The sequence below is a fragment of the Sphingopyxis bauzanensis genome (assembly GCF_002205675.1).
Classification (GTDB): domain Bacteria; phylum Pseudomonadota; class Alphaproteobacteria; order Sphingomonadales; family Sphingomonadaceae; genus Sphingopyxis; species Sphingopyxis bauzanensis.
Genome location: NZ_NISK01000002.1, coordinates 174,275 through 192,082 on the forward strand (window position 1 = coordinate 174,275; position 17,808 = coordinate 192,082).

Annotated in this window: 16 protein-coding genes; 8 read left to right on the plus strand and 8 right to left on the minus strand. The window is 64.7% G+C overall.

Going from position 1 to position 17,808, the window contains the following annotated elements:
- Positions 1-3: 3 nt before the first annotated feature.
- From CDQ92_RS07400 to CDQ92_RS07410, 3 genes are read right to left on the minus strand one after another with little or no spacing between them, the layout of a single operon-like run.
- A complete protein-coding gene (locus CDQ92_RS07400) occupies positions 4-2,172 on the minus strand; it encodes an RNA degradosome polyphosphate kinase (protein WP_088440781.1) in 2,169 nt (722 codons plus the stop codon).
- Positions 2,169-2,819, minus strand: coding sequence for an HdaA/DnaA family protein (locus CDQ92_RS07405; RefSeq protein ID WP_088440782.1), 651 nt, complete (start codon positions 2,817-2,819; stop codon positions 2,169-2,171). The genes CDQ92_RS07400 and CDQ92_RS07405 overlap by 4 nt, the downstream gene beginning before the upstream one ends.
- Positions 2,819-4,090, minus strand: coding sequence for a hypothetical protein (locus CDQ92_RS07410; protein ID WP_088440783.1), 1,272 nt, complete (start codon positions 4,088-4,090; stop codon positions 2,819-2,821). Before CDQ92_RS07410 ends, CDQ92_RS07405 begins: the two co-directional genes overlap by 1 nt.
- Positions 4,091-4,221: 131 nt before the next feature.
- Here CDQ92_RS07410 and purM point away from each other — a divergent pair, with 131 nt between their 5' ends.
- The 3 genes from purM to CDQ92_RS07425 all read left to right on the plus strand — a co-directional run bounded on the left by purM (position 4,222) and on the right by CDQ92_RS07425 (position 6,946).
- Positions 4,222-5,328 (plus strand): phosphoribosylformylglycinamidine cyclo-ligase, encoded by a 1,107-nt coding sequence (gene purM, locus CDQ92_RS07415; RefSeq protein WP_088440784.1) that lies wholly within the window; start codon positions 4,222-4,224, stop codon positions 5,326-5,328.
- Positions 5,329-5,484: 156 nt separating this feature from the next.
- On the plus strand, positions 5,485-6,387 hold the full coding sequence (gene purN, locus CDQ92_RS07420; protein WP_229667196.1) for a phosphoribosylglycinamide formyltransferase: 903 nt from the start codon (positions 5,485-5,487) through the stop codon (positions 6,385-6,387).
- Positions 6,388-6,397: 10 nt separating this feature from the next.
- Positions 6,398-6,946 (plus strand): hypothetical protein, encoded by a 549-nt coding sequence (locus CDQ92_RS07425; protein ID WP_088440786.1) that lies wholly within the window; start codon positions 6,398-6,400, stop codon positions 6,944-6,946.
- Positions 6,947-7,079: 133 nt separating this feature from the next.
- On the opposite strand, the gene ndk is transcribed toward CDQ92_RS07425, so the two are convergent.
- Complete coding sequence (ndk, locus tag CDQ92_RS07430; RefSeq protein ID WP_037518700.1) at positions 7,080-7,502, minus strand: nucleoside-diphosphate kinase; 423 nt, start codon at positions 7,500-7,502, stop codon at positions 7,080-7,082.
- 115 nt (positions 7,503-7,617) lie between these two features.
- Between ndk and CDQ92_RS07435 the strand changes: the two genes are divergently transcribed.
- Entirely contained in the window at positions 7,618-8,262 is a 645-nt protein-coding gene (locus CDQ92_RS07435) for a dioxygenase family protein (RefSeq protein ID WP_158213786.1), read from the plus strand.
- Positions 8,263-8,265: 3 nt separating this feature from the next.
- Here CDQ92_RS07435 and CDQ92_RS07440 read toward each other — a convergent pair whose 3' ends face one another.
- Positions 8,266-8,715 carry a DNA polymerase III subunit chi gene (locus CDQ92_RS07440; protein ID WP_088440788.1) on the minus strand — a complete coding sequence of 150 codons (450 nt, stop codon included), beginning with the start codon at positions 8,713-8,715 and terminating at the stop codon, positions 8,266-8,268.
- Between the two features lie 12 nt (positions 8,716-8,727).
- Entirely contained in the window at positions 8,728-10,197 is a 1,470-nt protein-coding gene (locus CDQ92_RS07445; protein WP_088440789.1) for a leucyl aminopeptidase, read from the minus strand.
- A gap of 131 nt (positions 10,198-10,328) precedes the next feature.
- Between CDQ92_RS07445 and CDQ92_RS07450 the strand changes: the two genes are divergently transcribed.
- The 4 genes from CDQ92_RS07450 to rsmA all read left to right on the plus strand — a co-directional run bounded on the left by CDQ92_RS07450 (position 10,329) and on the right by rsmA (position 15,962).
- Positions 10,329-12,632: an LPS-assembly protein LptD gene (locus tag CDQ92_RS07450; RefSeq protein ID WP_088440790.1), complete on the plus strand. Its 2,304-nt coding sequence runs from the start codon at positions 10,329-10,331 to the stop codon at positions 12,630-12,632.
- Positions 12,633-12,766: 134 nt separating this feature from the next.
- Positions 12,767-14,107 carry a peptidylprolyl isomerase gene (locus CDQ92_RS07455; RefSeq protein WP_088440791.1) on the plus strand — a complete coding sequence of 447 codons (1,341 nt, stop codon included), beginning with the start codon at positions 12,767-12,769 and terminating at the stop codon, positions 14,105-14,107.
- Positions 14,107-15,126 carry a 4-hydroxythreonine-4-phosphate dehydrogenase PdxA gene (pdxA, locus tag CDQ92_RS07460; protein WP_088440792.1) on the plus strand — a complete coding sequence of 340 codons (1,020 nt, stop codon included), beginning with the start codon at positions 14,107-14,109 and terminating at the stop codon, positions 15,124-15,126. Before CDQ92_RS07455 ends, pdxA begins: the two co-directional genes overlap by 1 nt.
- A 20-nt stretch (positions 15,127-15,146) precedes the next feature.
- On the plus strand, positions 15,147-15,962 hold the full coding sequence (rsmA, locus tag CDQ92_RS07465) for a 16S rRNA (adenine(1518)-N(6)/adenine(1519)-N(6))-dimethyltransferase RsmA (RefSeq protein WP_088441452.1): 816 nt from the start codon (positions 15,147-15,149) through the stop codon (positions 15,960-15,962).
- A gap of 39 nt (positions 15,963-16,001) precedes the next feature.
- Here rsmA and CDQ92_RS07470 read toward each other — a convergent pair whose 3' ends face one another.
- Together CDQ92_RS07470 and CDQ92_RS07475 are read right to left on the minus strand one after the other, a co-directional pair.
- Positions 16,002-16,529, minus strand: coding sequence for a tetratricopeptide repeat protein (locus CDQ92_RS07470; protein WP_088441453.1), 528 nt, complete (start codon positions 16,527-16,529; stop codon positions 16,002-16,004).
- A gap of 31 nt (positions 16,530-16,560) precedes the next feature.
- Positions 16,561-17,751: an RsmB/NOP family class I SAM-dependent RNA methyltransferase gene (locus tag CDQ92_RS07475; RefSeq protein WP_088440793.1), complete on the minus strand. Its 1,191-nt coding sequence runs from the start codon at positions 17,749-17,751 to the stop codon at positions 16,561-16,563.
- Positions 17,752-17,808: the final 57 nt, after the last annotated feature.

Consider the following 17,808-nt stretch of genomic DNA (forward strand, 5'->3'; position numbering starts at 1 on the left):
GTTTCAATCATCGCGCATGTCGAAGGCGAGCGTCGGGACGTCCTGACGCTTGTGGAGCGCCGTCCCGCGGCCCGACAACGACGGGTTGTTCATGAAATAATGATGGAGATTAAATGGCTTATCGCCCGGACTTGTGCGGATATAGGTACCGTCGGATTGCAGCACCCAGCTTTGTTCATTGTCGATCAGGTTTGCAACCAGCACCTGGTCCAAAATCTGGTCATGCACCGTCGGATTTTCGATCGGGATCATATATTCGACGCGGCGGTCGAAGTTGCGGGGCATCCAGTCGGCGCTGCTGATGTACAGCTTTGCACGCTGATGCGGCAGCGACGCGCCGTTGGCAAATGCCCAGACGCGGCTGTGCTCGAGGAAACGCCCGACCACCGATGTGACGCGGATCGTTTCCGACAGGCCGGGGACGTCGGGGCGGAGGCAGCAGATGCCGCGGACGATCAGCTCGATCGGCACGCCCGCGACGCTTGCTTCGTATAATTTGTCGATGATGCCGGGATCGACGAGGCTGTTCATCTTGGCCCACACACCCGACGGCTGCCCCGTTTTCGCCGCCGCGATTTCGGCATCAATCAGGTCGCACAGATGCGCGCGCATGTTGAGCGGCGACATGGTGATCATGTCGAGCCGTTCGGGTTCGACATAGCCGGTGATATAGTTGAACAGCTGCGCCGCATCGCGCCCGGCGCGGGGATCGGCGGTAAAGAAGCTGAGATCGGTATAGATGCGCGCGGTGACCGGATGGTAATTGCCCGTGCCGAAGTGGCAATAGGTGCGATATCCCTGCCCTTCGCGGCGCACGACCATCGAAATCTTGGCGTGCGTTTTCCACTCGATGAAGCCGTAAACGACCTGCACCCCGGCACGTTCGAGCTGGTTCGCCCACAGCAGATTCTGCTCTTCATCGAAGCGTGCCTTGAGTTCGACCACCGCGGTCACCGACTTGCCTGCCTCGGCGGCTTCGATCAGCGCGCGGATGACGGGCGACTGATCGCCGGCGCGGTACAGCGTCTGCTTGATCGCGACGACATCGGGGTCTGCCGCCGCCTGACGCAGGAACGCCAACACCACGTCAAAACTTTCGTAAGGGTGATGGACCAAAATGTCCTTGCTGCGGATCGCGGCAAAACAATCGCCGCCATGTTCGCGGATGCGTTCGGGGAAGCGCGCCGAATAGGCCGGGAATTTCAGGTCGGGGCGATCGACATCGACCAGTGCCGACAGCGCCGCGAGCCCGACGAAGCCGCCAATCTTGGCAACGATCGCTTCATGCCCCTGAATATCGGCATTGAGCACTTCGGCAATCTCGCCGGGCATATCGGCTTCGAGTTCGAGCAGGATGACGCGGCCACGGCGGCGGCGGCGGATCGCGGTACGGAACAGGCGCACCAGGTCTTCGGCTTCTTCCTCGAGCTCGATATCGCTGTCACGGATGATGCGGAACACCCCGAGCGAGCGGATCGTGAAACCGGGGAACAGCAGGTCGCCGAAAATCTCGATCAGATATTCGATCGGCACAAAGGCCTGCGCCTGCCCCGGCACCGCCACGAAGCGCGGCAGCGCCGCGGGGATCAGCACCAGTTCGCGCACCGTCTCGCCCGTCGCCTTGCGCTCTAGGTCGAAGATAATCCCCAGCCCGCGATTGGGGATGAAGGGAAAGGGGTGCGCCGGGTCGAGCACCTGCGGGGTCAGGATCGGGAAAATCTGGTCGATGAAATACTGGCGCAGTGCGGCGCGCAGCGGTTCGCGGTCGGACCCGGTGCCGTGGACGACGATGCCCTGTTCGCCGAGCAGCTTATGGAGCCGCTGCCATTCGCTCTGCTGCTGATCGACCAGCCGGTTCACCTCGGCCTCGATTTCGGCGAGCTGCTGGCTGGGCGAGCGGCCATCGGCGGAGGGATCGTCGATGCCCTGCAGCTGCTGGCCCTTCAAACCCGCCACGCGAACCATGAAAAATTCGTCGAGGTTGCTACCCGAAATCGACAGGAAGCGGAGGCGTTCGAGCAGCGGATGCGCTGGGTTGCGTGCCTCCTCCATCACCCGGCGGTTGAACGCCAACCAGCTGAGTTCGCGGTTGAAAAAGCGTTCGGGTCCGAACGACGTAAGCCCCGTATTGGCGTCATTGTCGGCGCGAAGGGACTGTCCGGAGAGCGTCATGCGTTATGGTCCTGTCGTTCGAGCAGATCGGGATCGATCAGCCCCTGTGACAGTAATGTTTCACGCGTAAGACGAATGCCGACGCGCCGCCCCTGTTCGAGCGACGCGGCGTCGAGCGCCGCGACGACACGGTGGATCATCGCATAGCTGCGCTCCATCCGCGGCACGATATAAGCAGCCACCTCGGGTGCCAGCGCGATCCCGCGCTGCGCGAACCGCGCCTCGATCAGATCGCGGGCGAGGCAATCATCGGGTTCGGCGATCGTCAACACCGGCACAGCGCGAAGGCGCGACGCGAGATCGGGCAGCACAATGCCCCATTCGGACGGCGGTGCATCGGCGATGATCAGCAACGGCATGTTCGACGATTGCGCGGCGTTCCAGGCATGGAAAATCTCTTCCTCGGAGACGCTATCATGTCCGTCGATGACGCGGCCGCCGGTTTCTGCGGCGAACAGCCGTCCGATCAAGCTGCGTCCCGACCCGCGTGGACCGGTGAGCACCGCCGTCCGCACCGGCCAGGTCGCAACATGACGCAGATAGCGTATCGCATCGGCATTGCTGGTCCCGATAACCAGCGGAGCGTCGTTGCTGCCCCCGGCGCTCCAGTCGAGCGGCAGAGCGATCTGACGGGTCGAACGCGCCATCAGCGACTGATCCGCAGCGTGCTGCCGCCTTCCTGCACCTTGTACCCCCGCGCCGCGAGCGCCGCGCTGAGCGCTGCGATATCGCCGCCGAAGGTCACGCGCATCACCGATGTGCCGCCAAGCGCCAGGCTGGTGGTCGATGCCGACTGAACCCCCGCGATCCCGCCCACGGCGCGTTCGGTCGCCGTGACCGATTCGACATCGGGCGAGCTGTATTGGACGGTGAAGCTCTGCACCCCCGCGGGCGCGGTGGTCGGCACGCTGCTGTCGGTTTCGCTGGGCAGTGCGTCCTCGTCAGTGGTCGCGGCTTCCTCGGGCAGGTCTTCGCGCTCGACGGGCTTTTCGAGGACCAGATAGGTATCGGTTTTCAGCACGCCTGCTGCCAGCGCATCGATATAGATGCGGTCCATGCGCGCGACGGCCTTTTCCATCATGTCGGGCAGCGCCGCGGGGCTGGGACCGGTCATCGTGAAGCTGGAAATCAGCTTGCTGTCGGGGCCGAAGCGCGCGGTAAAATGGCCTTTGATCGGCCCACCGGGCCAAGAATATTCGACGCGCGCGATCGGGATCAGCACGTCGGCGGCGCCATATTGATCGAGGATGACGCGCCACCAGATGCGCCCGCGCCGCCCGGTTTGCCCAACGTTGAGCAGCAGCGTGTCGGCGCCGGTGCCTGCGGTGCGGACATAATCGATCGCGCTTTGCCCGGTGTTATATTCCGCCCAGGCGCGCTGCCACGCGCTGCGCTGTTCGAACACCTGCGGGATGCCGGCGATCGAATAGACGGGGATGACGAGCAAGGGCGGAGAGCGGAGCGTCCGGCCGCTGACACCCAATATCTGTCCGGCGCGAACACGGTCGAACTGAACGCCGAGCCGCGCGACATAGCGGCGCGGGCCGATCTGTTCTTCCTCGACGATGATCGCGGTGACGATGCCGTCGAGCACCGAATCGCCAAGCGCGGGGCCATCGCTGCCGTTCAATTTGCGGTAGAGCTGGGTCCAGCCCTTGCGCTGCGCCTCGCGCCAGCCCTTGGTCCGCGCGTCGTCGGCATTGTCGCCCGTGACGTCGACGAGGATGCCGCTGGTCAGGAAATCGCCGCTGCTATTGATCGGGGTGATGCCGCGATTACCGCGGCTGATCTGCCCCTCGACAACCCCAACGAGCAGGATCGCGAAGAACAAGCCGAACAGCGCGAGCCAGCGCCCGTCGCGCGGCAACGCAACGATTTTGAACCGGTGGGCGAACGGAAGGGGAGCGGTGGAAATCATCTCTTCTCTATGCTCTGCCCAAAAGCGCACGCGCGGACAAGGAAATCTGTCGGACCCCGACGAGGAAATCTGTCGGACCCCGACGAGGAAATCATGGCATTTGTCGGCTGGAACCGTTAGTCGCGCGTGCCATGGATTCCAAGCACAACCAACCCGCCGCTTACACTTATGCCCAGTCGGGCGTGTCGATCGACGCCGGCAATGCGCTCGTCCGTGCCATCGCCCCGCTGGCGCGAGCGACACGGCGCCCCGGCGCCGATGCCGACCTGGGCGGTTTCGGCGGCTTTTTCGACCTGAAAGCGGCGGGGTTCAATGATCCCCTGCTCGTCGCGGCGAACGATGGGGTCGGCACCAAGCTGAAACTTGCGATCGAATCGGGGCGCCATGACGGGGTCGGCATCGATCTGGTCGCGATGTGCGTCAACGACCTGATCGTGCAAGGCGCCGAGCCGTTGTTCTTCCTCGACTATTACGCCACCGCCAAGCTCGACAACGACGTCGCGACGCAAGTGGTTGCGAGCATCGCCGAAGGCTGCAAGCTGGCGGGATGCGCGCTGATCGGCGGCGAAACCGCCGAGATGCCAGGGATGTATTCGGACGGCGACTATGATCTCGCGGGCTTCTGCGTCGGCGCGGTCGAACGCGACCAGGTACTGACCGCTGACAAGGTCGCGGATGGCGACGTCATCCTTGGCCTCGCCTCCTCGGGGGTGCATTCGAACGGCTTCTCGCTCGTGCGGCGGCTGGCCGCCGACAAGGGGTGGAAACTCGACCGACCGGCGCTGTTCGACCAGAATGTCCTGCTGATCGACGCGCTGATGGCGCCGACGCGCATTTATGTGAAGAGCCTCTTGCCGCTGGTGAAAACCGGCAAGATTCACGCGCTGGCGCACATCACGGGCGGCGGGCTGCTGGAAAATATCCCGCGCATCCTGCCCAAAACCTTACATGCATTTGTTGATGCTGATGGGTGGGAGCAGCCGCGGTTGATGGCGTTCTTGCAGGCGCAGGGGAATATCGAGCCCGAGGAAATGGCGCGGACCTTCAATTGCGGGATCGGGATGGCAGTTGTCGTGGCCAAGGATGATGTCGCTGATGTGACCGCGGCGCTCGAAGCGGCGGGTGAGACGGTGTTTCGCATCGGGTATATCGCCGAGGGCGCCAAGGGCTGCACCGTGACGGGCAGCACCGAGACGTGGAGCGCGATGGCCGCGTGGAGCGCGACGCATAATGGCTGACGCCATAAAGTCCCCCTCCCGCTTGCGGGAGGGGTTAGAGGAGGGCCTGTGTCGGGGCACTCCTTTTGAACATGCCCTCCCCCGACCCCTCCCGCAAGCGGGAGGGGAGACGTGAAAGCCAAGGTCGCCGTACTGATCTCCGGCGCCGGAACCAATATGGCGGCGCTGCTGTACGCCGCGAAAGCCGCCGACTGCCCCTATGAGATCGTGCTGGTTGCCAGCAACAATCCCGATGCACCGGGGCTGACGATCGCCGCCGCCGAAGGCATCGCGACGTGGAGCGCCACGCACAAAGGCATGAACCGCGATGCGTTCGACGCGCTGGTCGATGCTGAGCTGCGCGACGCCAAAGCCGATTTCGTCGCGCTTGCCGGCTATATGCGGATCCTGAGCGACGATTTCGTGGCGCGCTGGGCGGGCAAGATGCTGAATATCCACCCCAGCTTGCTGCCGCTCTACAAGGGGCTCGACACCCACCAGCGGGCGATCGACGCGGGCGACACGTTTGGCGGGTGCAGCGTCCATATCGTCACCCCCGGCGTCGATGACGGCCCGGTGCTGGCGCAGACGCCGGTCGCGATCCTGCCCGGCGACACGGCCCTGACGCTGAGCGGGCGGGTACGGATTGCCGAGCATCAGCTGTATCCGCCGACGCTTGCAGCTTTTGTTACCCGCGAGCGGTCGCCGGATTACCTGGTCGGCCGCGTCCGTGAACGCGCGATGGCGTTGCCCGAAGCCGACGAAGTGACCTCGCACGGCATGCCGTGCTTCGGCATCGTGAAGGGCAAGAAATTCGCCTATTTCACCCAGGACCATCATGGCGACGGCAAGATCGCGCTGCTGGTCAAGATCAGCGGCGCCGATGAGCAGGCGGCGCTGATCGAGATGGACGAAGACCGCTATTACCGCCCCGCCTATTTCGGCGACGGCTGGGTCGGCATCCGGCTCGACCTGGGCGATACTGACTGGGACGCGATTGGCGAGTGGCTGCGCAAAAGCTGGCTCGCGGTGGCGCCGAAGAAGCTGGCGAGCCTGATGGGGGTTGCCGAAGAGTTTTAAGGGGAGACAAATGGACCAGTGGCTGGCGTGGGCGGGCACCGCTCTATCGGTTTTCATCACCGCGGCGGGCTTTTACATGGGGTGGCGGCGTTTTCAGTCCGACAGCCTGCGTAGCCGCGACGTCGCCGCCTGGGCCGACAAGTCGATCGCGGTGCTGCTGATCGTCGAGCTGTGTGCCAAGGCAGACTCGCCAATCGCCGCCGACGAGAAACGCAGGCGGCTGAACGATGCCTATTTCTCGCTGAGTGCCTTGACCGAGCAAGGACGACTGTTCTTCGTCAATATCGGCATGCGCGACGGAACCCGCGCCGCCGGCACCTATGCAGGGAGGCGGCCGAAGCTGCTCGACCCGCTGGTGATCGCACACAAGGCGGCAGCACGGTTGCTGGCCCAGCCCGAAGCTGCGACAGCGCCGCTCCATGCGGTGCTGGTCAGCCAGCGCAAATCGTTCGTCGCCCATGTCCAGTCGGAGATCGGCCGCCGCCAGTCGGTCGCAAAGGATTCGCGCAAGGGCGGGGAAACATCCGACCTCGACGCGCTTATCGCCGCGGCCACATGAAAAAGGCCGCCGGATCGCTCAGGCGGCCGTTTTATAGCATCGCCCGCGCGGAAGCGAGGGCCGCTGGCCATTCAAACCAGCGGCGATGCGTAAAGTGATGGCGGCCCCCGCCTGCGGGGGCGACGATCGATTTTTAACCGACGATTTCTTCGGGCTTGAAGAAATAGGCAATTTCGATCGCGGCATTTTCATCGCTGTCCGAACCGTGAACCGTGTTCGCTTCGATGCTTTCGGCCAGTTCCTTGCGGATCGTGCCGGGGGCGGCGTCTTTGGGGTTGGTGGCGCCCATGATGTCGCGGTTCGCCTGCATGGCGTTTTCGCCTTCCAGCACCTGGACGACGACGGGGCCGCTGATCATGAAATCAACGAGTTCGCCGAAGAAGGGGCGTTCCTTGTGAACCGCGTAGAAGCCTTCGGCCTGTTCCCGGCTCATATGAATGCGCTTCGACGCGACGACGCGCAAGCCGGCGTCTTCCAGCATCTTGGTGACGGCACCGGTGATGTTGCGACGCGTGGCGTCGGGCTTGATGATCGAAAAAGTGCGAGTGACCGCCATGGGGGAAGCTCCTGCTTTGTTATGGTTTGCAATGCGCGCGCCTCTAGCCGCGCTTTGGCGGCGCCGCAAGCCATGCTATGGACTTCAGCGGGTCGAACAAAGGGGGGGTTGGACCATGCGTGACAACCAATATCATCGGATAACGCGCCGCGCTTTTGCGGGGTCGGCGCTGGCGGCCTCCATTGCGCTTACGGGCGCGGCAAAGGCGGCGGACAAGATGCTGCGGCCGACGGCGCTGGGAGATCTCGGCCCTTTCTATCCAGTCGAACGTCTTGCGGATGAAGACGCCGACCTCACCTGGATCAAGGGCCATGCGAAGCGTGCGATTGGCAATGTGATCGAAGTCAGCGGGCGGGTCCTCGACCGGCACGGCAATCCGGTGCAGGGCGCGGACCTCGAGGTCTGGCAGGCGAATTCGGTGGGTCGCTATGCCCACCCCAACGACACCGCCACAGCGTCGCTGGACCCGGATTTTCAAGGCTATTGCCAAATCCGGACCGGTGCAGGCGGCGACTGGCGGATCACGACCATCAAGCCCGCCGCCTATGACTCGCCGATCGGTCGACGAACTCCGCACATCCATTTCGACGTGCGAGGCAAGAGTCAGCGGCTCGTCACCCAGATGTATTTTTCGGATGACGCCGCGAGCAATGCTGCCGATATGCTTTACAAGGGGCTCGGCGACTGGGCGGATACAGCGCTTGCAAGTCTCGACGGCGCGGCGAAGTATCGCTGGGATATCGTGCTGATGGACGGCTAGCGCCTACGGCCCCTCCGACCAGCGGCCGCGGTCGTCCTGTTTCCAGAAATGGGTTTCGACATCTTCGGCGGCGCTCAGTTTGCGCCAGGTCGCGCGGGCGTCGTCGATACGGCTGTTATCGAAGAGCAGGAAGGTGCGGTCGAACCCCAAAGCTTCATCGCGCCATTCGCCATCGGCGAGCGCGACCAGTCGAGCGCGGTTGGGCGGTGCGGGGTCGAGCGTTCCCGCAATCAGGATCGGTTCGATCTCTTCGTCGGGCGAGCCAGCGGCGCCGTGCGGCAGAAAGCTGGCGGGGGTCAGCGTCCACAGCGCCTCGTCGATCGCCTGCCGCTGCATCGCGGGGGCGGCGACGATCAGCAGGCGGTCGCCCGCGCCCAGAATGCGCGTCGCGATGGCGGGGAGCACCCGTTCGACGGGATCGCGGGTCAGCCGGTAAAAGTCGACGCGCGCCATGCTCCCCTGCCCTTAACCCTCGTGGTTTTCGGCGATGTAGCGATCAAGCAGGCGGACGCCATAGCCCGTCGCGCCCTTGGCCCACACCGGGCCATCCTTGTCGGCCCACGCCACGCCCGCGATGTCGAGATGCGCCCAAGCGACGCCGTCATCGACATAGCGTTTCAGGAACTGCGCCGCGGTGATCGAGCCGCCTTCGCGCGGGCCGATATTCTTCATGTCGGCGATCTGGCTGTCGATCAGCTTGTCGTAAGCCGCCGACAGCGGGAAGCGCCACAGCTTGTTGTTGCTGGTCTCGCCCGCTGCGATCAGCTGCGTCGCCAGGTTTTCGTCATTGGCGAAAATGCCGGCATATTCGTGGCCGAGCGAGATGACCATCGCGCCGGTCAGGGTCGCGAGATCGACGATAACCTTGGGCGAATATATTTTCTGCGCCCAGGTGATCGCGTCGCACAGCACCAGCCGCCCCTCGGCATCAGTATTGAGTACTTCGACCGTCTGGCCCGACATGGTGGTGACGATGTCGCCGGGGCGCATCGCGTTGCCGTCGGGCATATTTTCGACGAGGCCGACGACGCCGACGACGTTCGCCTTCGCCTTGCGCCCGGCGATCGCCTTCATCGCGCCCGCGACGGCGCCCGCGCCGCCCATGTCCCATTTCATCATGTCCATGCCCGCGGCAGGCTTGATGCTGATACCGCCGGTGTCGAAAGTGACGCCCTTGCCGATGAACACGACCGGCTTGTCGCCGTCCTTGCCGCCGTTCCAGCGCATCGCGAGCAGGCGCGGCGGGCGGGTCGAGCCCTGCGCGACGCCGAGCAGCGCGCCCATGCCAAGCGCCTTCATCTGCCTTTCGTCGAGCACTTCGATTTCGACGCCGAGGTCAGCGAGATGCTGGCAGCGTTCGACGAAGCTTTCGGGATAGAGAATGTTCGGCGGCTCGGCGACGAGTGTCTGGGTCAGCGCGACGCCGTCGGCAATCGCTTCATTCACGGCCCAGCGCGCCGACAGGTCGCGGGGCGGCGACGCGATGGTCAGCGACTTGAGCGTCGGCTTGGCATTGTCGGCAAGCTTGGTGCGATAGGTATCGATGCGCCAGTTGCGCAGTTTCGCGCCCAGTGCAAAGGCCAGCACATCCTCTTCATCGACCGCGCCCGCGCTGGCGAAATCGACATGCACCGCGGTCGCGCCACTCGTTTGCAGCCGCCCGGTCAGCGCACCGCCGGCGCGCTCAAGGTCATGCAGCGTGCCCTCGCCGATTCCGACGAGCAGCAGGCGCAGAACGCGCCCGCCGTCGACCGCTGCGGTTTCGGCGATACCGCCTGCCGCGCCCTCAAAGCGTGCCTGCCCCGCGGCGCCGTTCAGCAGGGCGCCATGCGGCTCACCCAGCGCCTGGACAAAGGCGTTCAGCTCGCCCTTGCGGACCGGAAACGCGACGACGTCGGCAGACGCATCGATTTGCGCGACAAAGTGAATGTCCATTCGGTAACTCTCTCATGCGATGATTGATTGCAGCGTGCGGGACCGATAGGGGTTTCGCTTGCGAGTTGCAAAAACAAAGCAGCCGGTCCAACCCGGGCGGACGCGACAAATATGTGGGACAAAGTGATTAAATGAGCTGGGCTTTGTTCCGACAGGCGCGCCAATCGCAGCCCTTGTGGCTGGCGACGGCGAGCGGTTTTGCTCTGATCGCGAGCCCTGCGGCTGCGCAGCAGGCAGGCGAGTCGCTCCCCGCCCAGGAAATTTCTGGCGAACCCGATCTCCAGACCCCCGACGTCGCGCCGGTCACGATCGATGCCCCCGCGGTCGCCGCCGAAGACCAGGTCGGATTCGCCGCCGACAACCTCAATTACGACAGCGACAGCGAAATCGTGGTCGCCGAGGGCAATGTCGCGATGAACCGCGAGGCGATCTCGATGCGCGCCGACAAGGTCACCTGGAACCGCCAGACGGGCCAGGTCTTTGCCGAGGGCAATGTCGCGATCAAAAGTCCCGAAGGCGACACCGCTTATGGCGACCGCATCGAACTGACTGACAGCCTGCGCGACGGGGTGGTGGAAAATCTACTGGTCGTGCTCGACAATGGCTCGCGCCTCGCCGCAATCAAGGGCACGCGGTTCGAGAACGGCAATATCGAGCTGGAAAACGCCGCTTATACCGCCTGCCCGGTCGAGGACGCCGAAGGCTGCCCCCGCAACCCCAGCTGGCAGATTCGCGCTGTTCGCGTCACCTATGACCGGGCGAACAACAAGATCCGCTACAAAGGCGCGCGGGTCGAGATTTTCGGCCTGCCGCTGATCCCCCTGCCCGGGCTCAGCCACCCGGCGAACAGCGAAGCGGGCAGCGGCATTTTGGTGCCCGAAATCCGCCTCGACCGCAGCAATGGCTTCGAAATCGCGGTGCCCTATTATCTGCGCCTCGCGGCCGACCGCGATATCACGATCACCCCGCACCTCTACACCGGCGCCGCGCCGATGCTGGAGGGTGAGTTCCGCGCGCTGACCGACATCGGTTCGTTCCGCATCAACGGTTATGCGACCTATGGCTCGCTGGTGCCATTGACCGGCGAAGACCCCGACAGCCGCAAGCGCTTTCGCGGCTATCTGGAAAGCGCGGGCAAATTCCAGTTCGACCCGCGCTGGAGCTTTACCTATTCGGGCCGCATCGCGACCGACCGGACGTTCATGCGCCGCTATGACATCAGTCGCGACGACCGCCTGCGTTCGACATTCGAGCTGGAGCGGATCGGCGGCAATAGCTACCTCTCGATCGCCGGCTGGGCGACGCAGACGCTGCGCCGCAACGACGAACAGGGCCAACAGCCGATTGCGCTGCCGATCATCGATTATCGCCAGCGCTTCGCCGACCCCGTGCTCGGTGGCCAGGTCGAATTGCAGCTCAACACGCTCGCGATCGGCCGCACCGCGGGACAAGACACCCAGCGCGCCTTTGCCGGCGCGCGCTGGGATTTGCGCGGGCTGACGCGGTTGGGGCAAGAGGTGACCCTGACCGCGCTCGTGCGCGGCGATGTCTATCACAGCGACGAAAACCTGCTTACCCCGATCCCTGGTTATCGCGGCAAATCGGGCTGGCAGGGGCGCGGCATCGCCGCGGTCGCCGCCGACATGCGCTGGCCTTTTGTCGGTGAATTTGCGGGTGGCACCCAGACGTTAACCCCGCGCGTCCAGATCGTCGCCACCCCGCCGCTCAAGAACCTCGACATTCCGAACGAAGATTCGCGCGCCTTTGATCTGGAAGACAGCAACCTGTTCGCGATCAACCGCTTCAACGGATACGACCGGTTCGAGGATGGCGCGCGCATCACTTACGGCGTCGAATGGAATTACAGCCGCCCCGGCTTCAATATCAGCAGCAGCGTCGGCCAAAGCTATCGCCTGTCGGACAAGCCGAGCCTGTTTCCCGACGGCACCGGGCTCACCGACCGCACGTCGGACATCGTCGGGCGGACGACGATCGCCTACCGCGACTTCCTGCGCCTGACCCACCGCTACCGGCTCGACAAGGATGATTTCGCGATCCGCCGTAACGAGTTTGACGCGACGATCGGTAGCCGCTCGACCTATGCCGTGCTCGGCTATTCACGGCTCAACCGCGACATCCTGCTGCTTGGCGAAGACTTGCAGGACCGCGAGGAAGTGCGCGTCGGCGGGCGGGTGAAGGTGGCGCAATATTGGTCGGTCTTCGGCTCGGCGATTGTCGACCTGACCAAACAGCGGGATGACCCCTTGAGCACCGCCGACGGTTTCGAACCGATTCGTCACCGCCTGGGGGTTGCCTATGACGACGACTGCCTGTCGATCGCGCTGACCTGGCGCCGCGATTATGCCGACACTGGCGATGCGCGTCGCGGCAACAGTTTCTCGTTCCGCGTCGCCTTTCGCAACCTGGGGTTCTGAACGCGTCGCTCAGCCTAGGTTCAGCGTCGCTTCGCTACCGGCAGACTTCAAACAGGTCTGGATGGTGGATTGCACTGGACCATCGGGCGTCTCCGCTGATACGGAGCGTCCGGACCTTCTCGAATAGGGTAAAGATGACCAAATTTTCGACCATGATTGGCCTGATCGCCGTGACCGCCGCCGGAATGACGCCTGTGCTGGCGCAGACTGTCGGCGACGACGAAGTTCCGACGACCAGCCTCAACATTCCGGGCAATGTTCAGATTTTCGGCGATGCCAACAGGAATGTCTATCGCCCGTCGGCGACCGTAAACGGCGAGATCATCACCGCGACCGATATCGAGCAGCGGATGGCGCTGATCCGTATCGCCAACAACGATGTCGCCCTGCCGCCCGAAGAACTGCAGCGGCTGCGGCAGCAGGTTTTCAGCAACCTGATCGACGAAAAGTTGCAGATTCAAGAGGCTAAGGCCGCCGACATCACGATCGACGAGAATGTCGTCAACGACCAGTTCGCACGGCTCGCGCTTCGCTTCAAGCAGACGCCCGAACAGTTTACGACCTATCTTGCCAGCAAAGGCTCGTCTGCGGCGGCGGTCAAGCAACAGATCCGTGGCGAATTCGCCTGGGATCGCCTGCTGTCGCGCAACATTCAGTCGACAACCAATGTATCGACCGACGAAGTGGAGTCGGTGGTCCAGCGGATGAACGATTCCAAGGGTCAGGATGAGTTTCATCTTGGTGAAATCTATCTGTCGGCGCCCCCCGAAAATGTCACTGCGGTCACCGAAAACGCGCAAAAAATCATTCAGTCGTTGCAGGCGGGGGGCAGCTTCGCCGCCTATGCTCGCCAGTTCTCGGAAGCATCGACCGCGGTCGTCGGTGGCGACCTGGGCTGGGTGAAGGCTGGCCAGTTACCGGCATCGATGGCCGAGGCGGCAATGACGATGCAGCCGGGCCAGTTGGTCGGGCCGATCCAGGTTCCCGGCGGCGTGTCGATCATGCTGATGATCGACCGGCGCCAGGTGCTGACCGCCGACCCGCGCGATGCGGTGCTCAGCCTCAAGCAGATCTCGCTCGATTTCCCGGCCGGGACGACGCAGGCGCGGGCATCCGAGCTTGCCGGTCAATTCGCCGAAGCGACGCGCAATATCGCAGGTTGCGGGGGCGCCGATGCGGTTGCGGCGCAGCTTGGCGCCAATGTGGTCTCGCGTGACAATATCGAAATGCGGGCGTTGCCCGCACCGCTGCAAAATACGTTGACCAGTTTGCAGATCGGCCAAACCACCCAGCCCTTTGGCGCGGCGAACGAGGGCGTCAGCGTTTTGGTGCTTTGCGGTCGCGACATGCCACAGACCGCGACCGCGCCGAACCTTGAGCAGATCGAGGCGCGCCTGCTCGAAGAAAAGGTCAACAAGCGGGCTCAGCGTTATTTGCGCGATCTCCGCCGGGATGCCGTGATCGAATATAGCTAATGCCGTATCCCGAACTTCGACAGCCGGTAGCGGTCACCATGGGTGACCCGGCCGGCGTCGGACCCGAAGTCACCGCGCGGGCCTGGGCGGCGCGCCGCGAAAACCACCTGCCCCCCTTCGTCGCGATCGGTGACGCCGCGGCGATCGCCGCAGTTTGGGATGGCCCGATCGCCCGGGTCGGTGACATGGATGAGGTCCAGCGGACGTTCAACGATGCCCTGCCCGTCTGGCATCTGGAAGACAGCGGGCCGCTGACGCCTGGCATACCTACCGCGGCGGGCGCAACCTGCGCGCTCCATGCGCTCGAAACCGGCATCGGGCTGACCCGCAACCAGGCGAGTTCGGCGCTGGTCACCGGATCGGTGTCGAAATTCGCGCTGCACAGCATTGGTTATACCCATCCGGGCCAGACCGAGTTCATCGCCGAACGCTGCGGCGTGACCGCGACCAACGCCGTCATGATGCTCGCGGGGCCCTCGCTCCGCGTCGTTCCGCTCACCGTCCATATTCCGCTGATCGAAGTCTCAGGGCGGCTGACGGTCGAGCTGATCGTGGCCAAAGCGCGGATCGTCGTGCGCGGGCTGAAACGCGATTTCGGCATCGAACACCCGCGCATCGCGCTGGCGGGCCTGAACCCCCATGCCGGCGAAAGCGGCCAGCTTGGCGACGAAGAAGAGCAGATCATGGTGCCCGCGGTCGCCCAGCTCGCCGAGGAGGGCATCATCGTCGATGGCCCGCTCGCCGCCGACAGCCTGTTCGCGCCCGCCGTCCGCGCGCGTTATGACGCGCTACTCTGCGCCTATCACGATCAGGCCCTGACCCCGTTCAAGGCGCTGCATTTCCACGACGGGGTCAATCTGACCCTCGGCCTGCCGATCATCCGCACCTCGCCCGACCATGGCACCGCGTTCAACATCGCCGGTAGCGGGGTAGCCGACCCCGGTCCGACTATCGCGGCAATCGCAATGGCCGCCCAGCTGGCGATGGCGCGCGAGCGCCGCTGCGCGTCAGCGAAGTGACGGCGCGGGCCGCTCCGCATCTGCCGCCGCTGCGCGAGACGGTTCGCGCGCATGGCTTGCAGGCGAGCAAGGCGCTGGGCCAGAATTTTCTGTTCGACGAACAATTGCTCGATCGCATCGCTGCAGTTCCGGGCGATCTGAACGGCGCCACGGTGTTCGAGGTCGGCCCCGGCCCCGGCGGACTGACCCGGGCGCTCCTCCGCGCCGGGGCAAAGGTGATCGCGGTCGAACGCGACGACCGCTGCCTGCCGCTGCTCGGCGAGCTCAGCGAAGCGTTTCCGGGCCAGCTGACGGTGATCGCCGACGACGCGATGGCAGTCGACGTCGATGCGCTGACCGGCGGGGCGCCCTATCATATCGTCGCCAATCTGCCGTACAATGTCGGCACCGCCCTGTTCACGCGCTGGCTGGAGCCGGCGGGTTGGCCGCCGCGCTGGTTATCGCTGACATTGATGTTCCAGCAGGAAGTCGCCGAACGCATTGTCGCGCCGGTCGGAAGTAACGCCTATGGGCGGCTCGCGGTGCTGGCGCAGTGGCGATCGACCGCGAAGATCGCCATGAAAGTCCACCGCTCAGCCTTCACCCCGCCGCCCAAGGTGATGTCGGCGATTGTCCATGTCGTACCGGCCGAGCAACCCGACGGCGTCAATCCGAAATTGCTGTCGAAACTGACCGAGAAGGGGTTCGGGCAGCGGCGCAAGATGCTGCGCCAGAGCCTGAAGGGCTTGGAAGGCGCGGTTGCCGCGGCGGAGGTGCTCGGCATCGACCCGACGCGCAGAGCCGAGACGGTCAGTGTTGCGGAATGGACAGCGTTGGCGCGGGCGCTGGGGCAATAGCGGGCCAACAGTCGGCCCTGCCTTCGCGGGGGGCGACGGTCAATTCTTGCTCGTCGTACCCACCGTCGCGACGACCGGCTTCGGCACCAAAGCCTCCGCAGCGACGACGCGCTTCGACGCGCTCGATGAGATCGTTTTTTCCAGCGCCGCCACTTGTGGGCATTTGTCGCTGCAAACCCGCTGCGCTTCGGCGAGTTTCTGACGCGCCAGTTCCAGCGCGCCCTTGTCGGCCAAAGCTTCGCCCTGCCCGGTCAGCGCGACGATGTCGTTGGGTTCGAGCACAAGGGCTTCACGATAGAGGCCGATCGCCTTGCCCGGCAGACCCTGTGCGCGCGCGACCTGCGCCAGCGCGATGATCGCCGAACGGTTGCGCGGGTCGGCGGTGAGCGACGACTCATAGAAGTCGACCGCAAGGTTCAGATCGCCGGCTTCCTGCGCCGCTTGGCCTTGCTGCTGAAGCGCGATCGAGCGCGGGAAAATGTCGTTATCGGCGCGCTGGGCATCCGATGCCGTGGGCAGGCTGGCAAGGATCAAACCCGCAGATAGAGCCAGAAAACTGACGCGCATCGCATTCTCCCATCGCTTCATTGCAGGGATGCTAACATGGCGCTGTCAGTCGTGCGAGGAAAAATCCGTCGCATCCGTCGTGCTTTGGGGTGAGCAGAAAACCACGGCCCGCGGCGCGGCCAATGCCGCCTGGCAAATAGCCGGTATCGGCGGTCCAGCCGCGATGACGGGTCAGAAAATCATCCACTTGTGCGCGCCCCTCGCGAGCGATGATCGAGCAGACAGCATAGAGGAGTTTGCCGCCCGGCGCCAGCAGCGCCGCGCCGATGTCCATCAGTTTCGCCTGATCGGCGACATGGCGGTCGAGCCGCGCCGGGGTCGAGCGCCAGCGCAGTTCGGGGCTGCGCCGCCAGGTGCCGCTGCCCGAACAGGGGGCATCGACGATGACGTGGTCGGCCTTGCCCATCTGGTCGGCGAGCATCGCGCGTTCCTGTCCTGGGTTGAGCAGCAGCGTTTCGATGCTGGTCGCGCCCGCGCGGTGCGCGCGCGGCGCCAGTTGTTGCAGCCGTGCGCGGTTGGTGTCGCAGGCGAGAATTGTGGCTTCGTCATTGGTTGCCGAAGCGATGGCGAGCGTCTTGCCGCCGGCGCCCGCGCACAGATCGATGACCACCTGCCCGGCGTCGGCGGCGAGCGCGGCGGCGGCAAATTGACTCGCCGCATCCTGCACCTCGAATTGCCCCTCGGCATAGGCCGGGTTCTGGACCGCGGCGGTTTCGCCCGGCAGGCGCCAGCCGTCGGTGAGGCCGTTGATCGCTTCGCCGTCGGGGAAAATCATCGCCAGCTCATCGCGGCTCGAGCGCAGGCGGTTGGCGCGCAGGTCGAGCGGGGCGCGGGCGAGCATCGCGGCGTGCTCCGCCTTGGTGACCAGCGGGTCGAACAATTTTATCAGCGCGGGGGTGGCGAGCCCGGTTTCGGCGCGCGGATCGTCGGCGGTGATCGCGGCGGGGCCATAGGAAGCACCGTCGAACAGCGCGGCGAGCTGCGCGTCGCTATCAGCGAGCGCGAGCATCGCGGCGCGGCCCGACGCGGGCACCGAACGCACGCGGCGGATCGTATCATAGACGAGACCGCGGATCGCGCGGCGGTCCTTCGAGCCGGCATAGCGGCGGGCGCGCATCGCCTCGGCAAAGATCGCATCGGCGGGAGCGCCGCCATCGCGCGCTGAGGCGGCGATGACGTCGAGGATCTCGATCGCGGTTTGAACGCGGGCAGCGGGGGTCATGGATTCAGCCTTTCTTCCCCGTCATTGCGAGGAGCGAAGCGACGAAGCGTTCCAGGG